General features: G+C 54.3%; 1 pseudogene. It reads left to right on the forward strand.

Going from position 1 to position 265, the window contains the following annotated elements:
• A pseudogene (locus HNH97_RS18510) lies at positions 1 to 265 on the forward strand (IS5/IS1182 family transposase); the annotation flags it as partial.

Genomic DNA, 265 nt, shown 5'->3' on the forward strand with positions numbered 1-265 from the left:
CAAACCCGCAAAGCTGTCGCACAAGGATCGTCATGCGCGATGGACACTGAAGTTCACGAAGGCGAAGCGGCAGGATGATGGAACCATGCCATCCAGCGATCTCGCCATCCCGTTCTTTGGCTATAAATCGCATGTTTCCATCGATCGAAAATACCGGTTCATCCGGAAATGGAACACAACGCATGCCGCCGCCAGTGATGGCGCGCGATTGAGAGAGGGGCTGCTGGATAAAACCAATACAGCCTCAAGTGTCTGGGCTGACACG

This window comes from Gluconacetobacter entanii (assembly GCF_013155425.1).
Taxonomy (GTDB): domain Bacteria; phylum Pseudomonadota; class Alphaproteobacteria; order Acetobacterales; family Acetobacteraceae; genus Novacetimonas; species Novacetimonas entanii.